This window comes from Staphylococcus sp. CoH_129_LAB_1 (assembly GCF_058191515.1).
The window spans coordinates 146,224-152,569 of the sequence record NZ_JBXWKZ010000001.1; the positions used below are offsets into that span (position 1 = coordinate 146,224).

At 30.8% G+C, this 6,346-nt stretch carries 5 protein-coding genes and 1 pseudogene; 1 reads left to right on the forward strand and 5 read right to left on the reverse strand.

The window, feature by feature from the left end:
* Positions 1 to 98: 98 nt before the first annotated feature.
* From AC2FB1_RS00795 to zapA, 4 genes are all read right to left on the reverse strand, one after another.
* A complete protein-coding gene (locus AC2FB1_RS00795; RefSeq protein ID WP_490673380.1) occupies positions 99 to 2,450 on the reverse strand; it encodes an endonuclease MutS2 in 2,352 nt (783 codons plus the stop codon).
* A gap of 9 nt (positions 2,451 to 2,459) precedes the next feature.
* Entirely contained in the window at positions 2,460 to 4,172 is a 1,713-nt protein-coding gene (polX, locus tag AC2FB1_RS00800) for a DNA polymerase/3'-5' exonuclease PolX (RefSeq protein WP_490673381.1), read from the reverse strand.
* A 72-nt stretch (positions 4,173 to 4,244) separates the two neighbouring features.
* Positions 4,245 to 4,766, reverse strand: coding sequence for a CvpA family protein (locus AC2FB1_RS00805; protein WP_490673382.1), 522 nt, complete (start codon positions 4,764 to 4,766; stop codon positions 4,245 to 4,247).
* Positions 4,767 to 5,033 (reverse strand): cell division protein ZapA, encoded by a 267-nt coding sequence (gene zapA, locus AC2FB1_RS00810; RefSeq protein ID WP_490673383.1) that lies wholly within the window; start codon positions 5,031 to 5,033, stop codon positions 4,767 to 4,769.
* Positions 5,034 to 5,246: 213 nt separating this feature from the next.
* Between zapA and rnhC the strand changes: the two genes are divergently transcribed.
* Positions 5,247 to 6,173, forward strand: coding sequence for a ribonuclease HIII (gene rnhC, locus AC2FB1_RS00815; RefSeq protein WP_490673384.1), 927 nt, complete (start codon positions 5,247 to 5,249; stop codon positions 6,171 to 6,173).
* Here rnhC and AC2FB1_RS00820 read toward each other — a convergent pair.
* Positions 6,170 to 6,346: pseudogene (locus tag AC2FB1_RS00820) on the reverse strand (IS5/IS1182 family transposase); the annotation flags it as partial. The gene rnhC and the pseudogene AC2FB1_RS00820 overlap by 4 nt on opposite strands.

A 6,346-nucleotide genomic window follows, 5' to 3' on the forward strand; every position in this document is an offset into this window, starting at 1 on the left:
TTATCACTGTTTATATTCTTGTCATACATTTTTATCAAAATTAAATGCTTGCTTTATTGTACGTCAAATTCTAAAAAAATCAACATTAAAGTTTTATATTATTTAAGTTCTACTACTGTAACACCAAATCCACCTTCACTTGGCATTCCACCACGAAATGATTTAACACTTTTATGTTTTTTGAGATGACTTTGAACTGCTTTTTGAAGCGCACCTGTTCCTTTACCATGAATAATATAAACTTGTTCATAGTTACTTAACACAGCTTGGTCAATATATTGATCTAAAGCTCCAACCGCTTCTTCATAGCGATACCCTCTTAAGTCTAATTCTGTTTTAATAGTTTGACGATTTTGGCGTGTCACCATTTTAGTTGGTTTTTCTTTTTTCTTTTTCGTTTTTTCTAAATCTTCAATAGGTAATTTCATTTTGATAATACCCATTTGTACTATAGCTTCATTTTCTCCGTTTAATTCTAATACTTCACCTTTTTGTCCATAAGATAATACTTTTACTTCATCGCCAGTACGAATATCATCCCATTTTTGTTTTTTTACATTTTGTTTTAAAGATTTAGCTTCATATTGATCTTCTAACTGTTTTTTCTTATCAATAAGTTCATGCTCTTTAACATCGGCACCTTTTTTGTCTCGCATGTCTCTTAAATCTTTTAGAATGTCATCTGCCTCTTTAGTAGCCGATTTAATACGTTGGTTTGCTTTATCTTTAGCTTCATCCATTAATTTTTGTTCATAATTTTTATATTGTTGATATTGATGTTCTAGGTCATCATGCGTTGTTCTTGCTTCTCTTAATAATTTTTCAAGCTCAATACGTTGTTCATCCACACGCTTAGAATTTTTTTCTAGAGATGCTATCATTGAATTAATTTCTTGTTCATCTGTACCAATCATTGTTTTTGCTTTATTAATGATGTTCAATCCTAAACCTAATTTTTTAGAAATATCAAAAGCATTTGAACGTCCAGGGACTCCCATTAATAATTTATAAGTTGGACTTAAAGTCTTCACATCAAACTCAACGCTTGCATTCATAACGCCTTCCCGATTATAACTATATGCTTTAAGCTCTGGATAATGCGTAGTTGCCATTACTAGTGAACCAATCTCTCTTACATAATCGAGAATACTCATGGCTAACGCAGCCCCTTCACTTGGATCGGTTCCAGCGCCTAATTCATCAAATAAAACAAGACTATTTTTGTCAGTTTCTTCTAAAATTTCTACAATATTTTTCATATGTGATGAAAACGTAGATAGTGATTGTTCAATCGATTGTTCATCACCTATATCACAATATACGTTTTCAAAGACACTTAATTGACTACCATCTAATGTAGGAATAAGTAAACCAGATTGAGCCATCACAATGATAAGTCCTAAAGTTTTTAACGTGACTGTTTTACCACCTGTGTTAGGTCCAGTAATAATAACCGTTTCAATATCATCAATAAATTCAATTGTATTTGGTACGACTGTGTCTTTATTCAATAAAGGATGATAAGCATTAGGTAAGTATACTGTTCTTTCCTTATAAAAAGTAGGTTTAGTGCCTTTAATTGTTCGTGCATAACGCGCTTTAGCTGTTAAGAAATCAATTTGTCCCATTACTGACTCCGCTACTAAACAATTATCAGCATCAAAAGCTACTAAACCTGTCAATTCTGTTAATATACGTTCACGTTCTACTGCCTCATCATTTCGTAATCGACTAATTTGGTTATTCATTTCAACAATTGAGGATGGTTCAATATAAAGCGTTTGTCCAGAAGCTGATTGATCATGCACAATCCCTTTAAAATCTTGACGATACTCTGCTTTTACAGGTATGACATTGCGATCATTTCGCACTGTAATAATGGCATCTGAAAGTTTCTTTTGATTTCCTTGACTTTTTACAATACGATCTAAATTTTGTCTAATACGTTGAGTTGTACTTGATATTTTGCTCCGAATACTTTGCAATTCATAACTTGCATTATCATATAAGTCATAGGTATCACATTTTTCATTTATTTCTTGGTATAAATCAACGAGTACGGGTAGTTGATTCATTCTTTCATTTAAAATGGGATACTTTACAACCCCTTCATCTTCTTCAAGCAATTGATTATAAAATGTTTTAAATTGATTTTGAACTTGTATCAAGCGCTTAATTATATTTAATTCAGTTACATTAAGCACGCCACCAATTTTAGCACGATGAATTAACGGCGATACTTTTGATAAACCACTTAAGCTAGGTAAACGATGCTTATTATAAATTTGTGATATTTCATCTGTCTCATTCATTTGAAACTCTACAGTTTCAAAATCAGTTGCTGGAGACATTTTAGACACTTTTTCACGCCCTAAATCACTTATAGTTTCAGAAGCTACAAATGATTTAATCTTATCAAATTCTAAGACGTCTAATGTTTTTTGTCTCATACAATCCCTCTATTTCTGTAATTTAGTATTATTATTAATAAAATCTTTAAAAGCATCACGAGTCATTGTATTAATCACTCTGTCTTTGTTTACAAATCCTTTTTGCGCAGTAGCTACACCATATTTCATAAAATCAAGATGATCCACATGATGTGCGTCTGTATTAATTGTTAATTTAACACTTGGATATTTTTTAACGGTGGCAGCATTTAAATCTAATCGTTTTGGGTTAGCATTAATTTCCATCACCGTCTGTGTTTCTTCAGCAAGTTGCATCAGCTGTTCTATATTAGGTTGATACCCTTCACGTCGCTCAATTATACGACCAGTTGGATGTGCAATATGTCTAACATAAGGATTACGACATGCATGTTCTAGGCGTTTCATAATTTCTTTTTCAGATTGATTGAAACTTTGATGAATAGCTGCAATAACATAGTCAAGTTGCGCTAATATATCATCGTCATAATCTAATGATCCATCGGGTAAAATATCCATTTCTGTGCCTGAGTAGATATCTATTTCTGTATATTCTTCATTCAATTTTTTTATTTCTTCATTTTGACGTAATAGTCGTTCAATTTGTAAACCATGAGCCACTTTTAAACTTTTTGAATGATCCGTAATAATCATGTATTCATAGCCTTTTTTAATATTTGCTTCAATCATCTCACGTATAGAGAAAGCCCCATCACTATAGGTTGTATGCATATGGAGATCACCTTTAATATTCTCTAACGTAATGATTGAATTTAAATCACGATCAAATTCACTACCATCTTCTCGCATTGCTGGAGCAACCCAATTTCTTCCAAAATGTTGATAAATCTCAGCTTCACTTTGGAATTGTAGTAATGTTCCATCTTGTTGTTCAATACCATACTCACTTACTTTTTCATTTTGTGCTTTAGCGAGTTGTCTAATTCGAATGTTATGTTCTTTGGAGCCTGTAAAATGCTGTAATGTGTGATAGAATGCTTCTGGTTCAATGAGTCTAAAGTCTACACCGATTGTTTCATCATCATATACCAATTCAAGTGACACTTTTGTTTCTCCTACTGCAACCTCTTTTACTTTATTTGGAATATTTAAAAGTTGTTGTTGCACATGAAGAGGGTCTCGTGTACTAATAATATAGTCTAAATCTTTACTTACCTCTTTATAACGACGGAAACTACCTGCTTCGGAATAACGTTCAACTTCTTCTAATTGTTCTAAATAAGCCATAATATCTTTATTTAAATTTCGCATCAGATCAATAGGGTAATACTCTTTTTTAGCTCCTAGTGCTTTTACTGCTTCAAGTATGTTTTGTTCAGTTTTTTTAGCAAATCCACTTAATTCACTAACTTTTCCCTTTTCACAAGCATCTTGAAGACTCTCTTTATCTGTAATATTTAATTCTTTATATAGCTTTGCAATTTTTTTACTACCTAAGCCTTGAATTTTCATTAAAGGAAGTAATCCTTCAGGAACTAAACGTTGTAATTCTTTTAAAGTTGATGAAGTGCCTGTTGTTCGATATTCATTAATGACCTCACCTACACCTTTTCCAATTCCTTTTAATTCTGTAACGTCTTTTATTTCGTCAAGTGTTCGTTCATCAATCTCTAGACTTTGTGCTGCTTTTCGATAAGCAGAAACTTTAAAAGTATTTTCCCCGTTTAGCTCCATATATATAGCGATTTTTTCTAATAGTTGAATTACATCTTTTTTAGTCATTACATTCACTCCATAAAAAGAGACCAGGAGGTTTATATCCATCACCTAGTCCTGACCTTTTATCTTTTTTATTTATAAATTTAATATATAAGATGATAAAAACGGCATCTTAAATAAAATAATATGGCTCAAATAACCATGCTTCAAATTTTCTTGAATCCATTCATTAGGATATAAAGATACTAAATATAAAACAAGTTGCAGTACAATCATACTTGCAATAATACCCAATAAGCTTCCAAATACTCGACTTGCAAAATGAATATTATGATATGACACTATATTATCAAAAGTTACAATAATAAGATATAAAAGCAACTTACTTAAAAACGCAATACATAAAAACGCCACAATAGTATCAAAGCGTTGTTGTACATCATGATATTGAAATGCAAAGTGTGTATCGAAAGCAACTGTTTTAGGAAAAGGAACAAAAACAATCATTTGCTTTGTTATGTCTCGGTAATACCGATACGCAATGAACAATGAGACAAGTGTAGATGACAAATGAAGACTATTCAACCAAAGGCCTCTTCTAAAACCAATCACCATATAAATCAAAATCATAAGTATAAGTACTAAATCTACAATCATTTATCTATCCTGTTGTTTTAATTCATAAATAATTTGTTTTAATGTTTCATTTTCTTCTTCCAATTTCACCTTTTCGTCCATGATATTCACTGCAGTTAAAATTGCTTTTCTTGTTGTATCTAGTCCTGCTGATTTACGTCCTAATATTTTTAACTTTTCATCCACTAAATGTGCTACATAACGTATATGCTCAGGATCATCGTCACCGATAATCGTAAAATTTTGATCATTAATCGATACATTAATACGATTTTTAAATTCTCCCATTGTATTAACTCCTGACTTTTGATAATATTTTAAATTTCTTTGACTAATGTATTATTGAGTGAATAAGTAGATTATTATTATTATACATGAGCATCTCTTATTTGTAATTATAGATTTAAAGTACTATTTATTTATGCCATTAATTCTACGTCCTTATCTTTATTATGTTAAAGTGTATCTATTAGTATTTGAAAAGAGAGGTTTAAATAATTTATGGGAAATATAGTACATAAATTAACTAATCAAGATATTGAGCAACTTATGAAACAACTTAACTTTAATATATCCAACTTACCTAATGGAATGAAAGCAAGAACTAAATATAATGACACTGTAATTAGTATTTATAATTCAGGGAAAGTAATGTTTCAAGGAAAACATGCTGAACACGTAGCGCGTCAATTTTGTACTACTGAGTCTGTAACTAATGTCCAAAATCCAAAGACAGATATTACTCATAGTATAATATATAATGATTATAACTGTATAGGAAGTGATGAAGCAGGTAGCGGCGATTATTTTGGACCATTAACTGTTTGTGCTGCTTATGTATCCAAAGAGCATATACACATTTTAAAAACGCTAGGCGTAGATGATTCGAAAAAATTAACAGATCCTAAAATTATTGAACTTGCAGAACAACTTATTACCTTTATTCCTCATTCATTACTCACATTAAATAATACTAAGTATAATGAAAGACAAGAATTGGGTTGGTCTCAAGTAAAAATGAAAGCCGTCCTTCATAATGAAGCGATAAAAAATGTAACTAAAAAGATAGATACTGAAGTATTAGATTACATTGTCATTGACCAATTCGCAGAACGTAACGTTTATAAACGTTATGCTCTAAGCGACTTACCTTTTCCAAATAAAACAAAATTTGAAACAAAAGGGGAATCTAAATCACTTGCTATTGCAGCAGCAAGTATCATTTCTCGTTATGCTTTTGTTAAACACATGGATTCCATATCAAAAATGATGCATTCTGATATTCCAAAAGGAGCTAATCCTAAAGTAGATTTAATCGCTGCTCAAATAATTGAAAAATATAATATTAGTAAGTTAGACTCTATTTCAAAGAAACATTTTAAAAATCGCGATAAAGCTTTGACATTAGTTAATAAAAAGTATAAATAAAGAAGAGTCTGGGACATAAAGTTTCTGAATAAGTGAAAAAAGACAATTTCTATTGAAATAATATAGAAATTGTCTTTTTTATAATTTTTTTGATTGTTTTCAGCTCGTCGAGCTGCTACTTTTCTTATATTAAGTGCCATTAATACAAATCCTAGTTCTCTTTTGGCTTTATT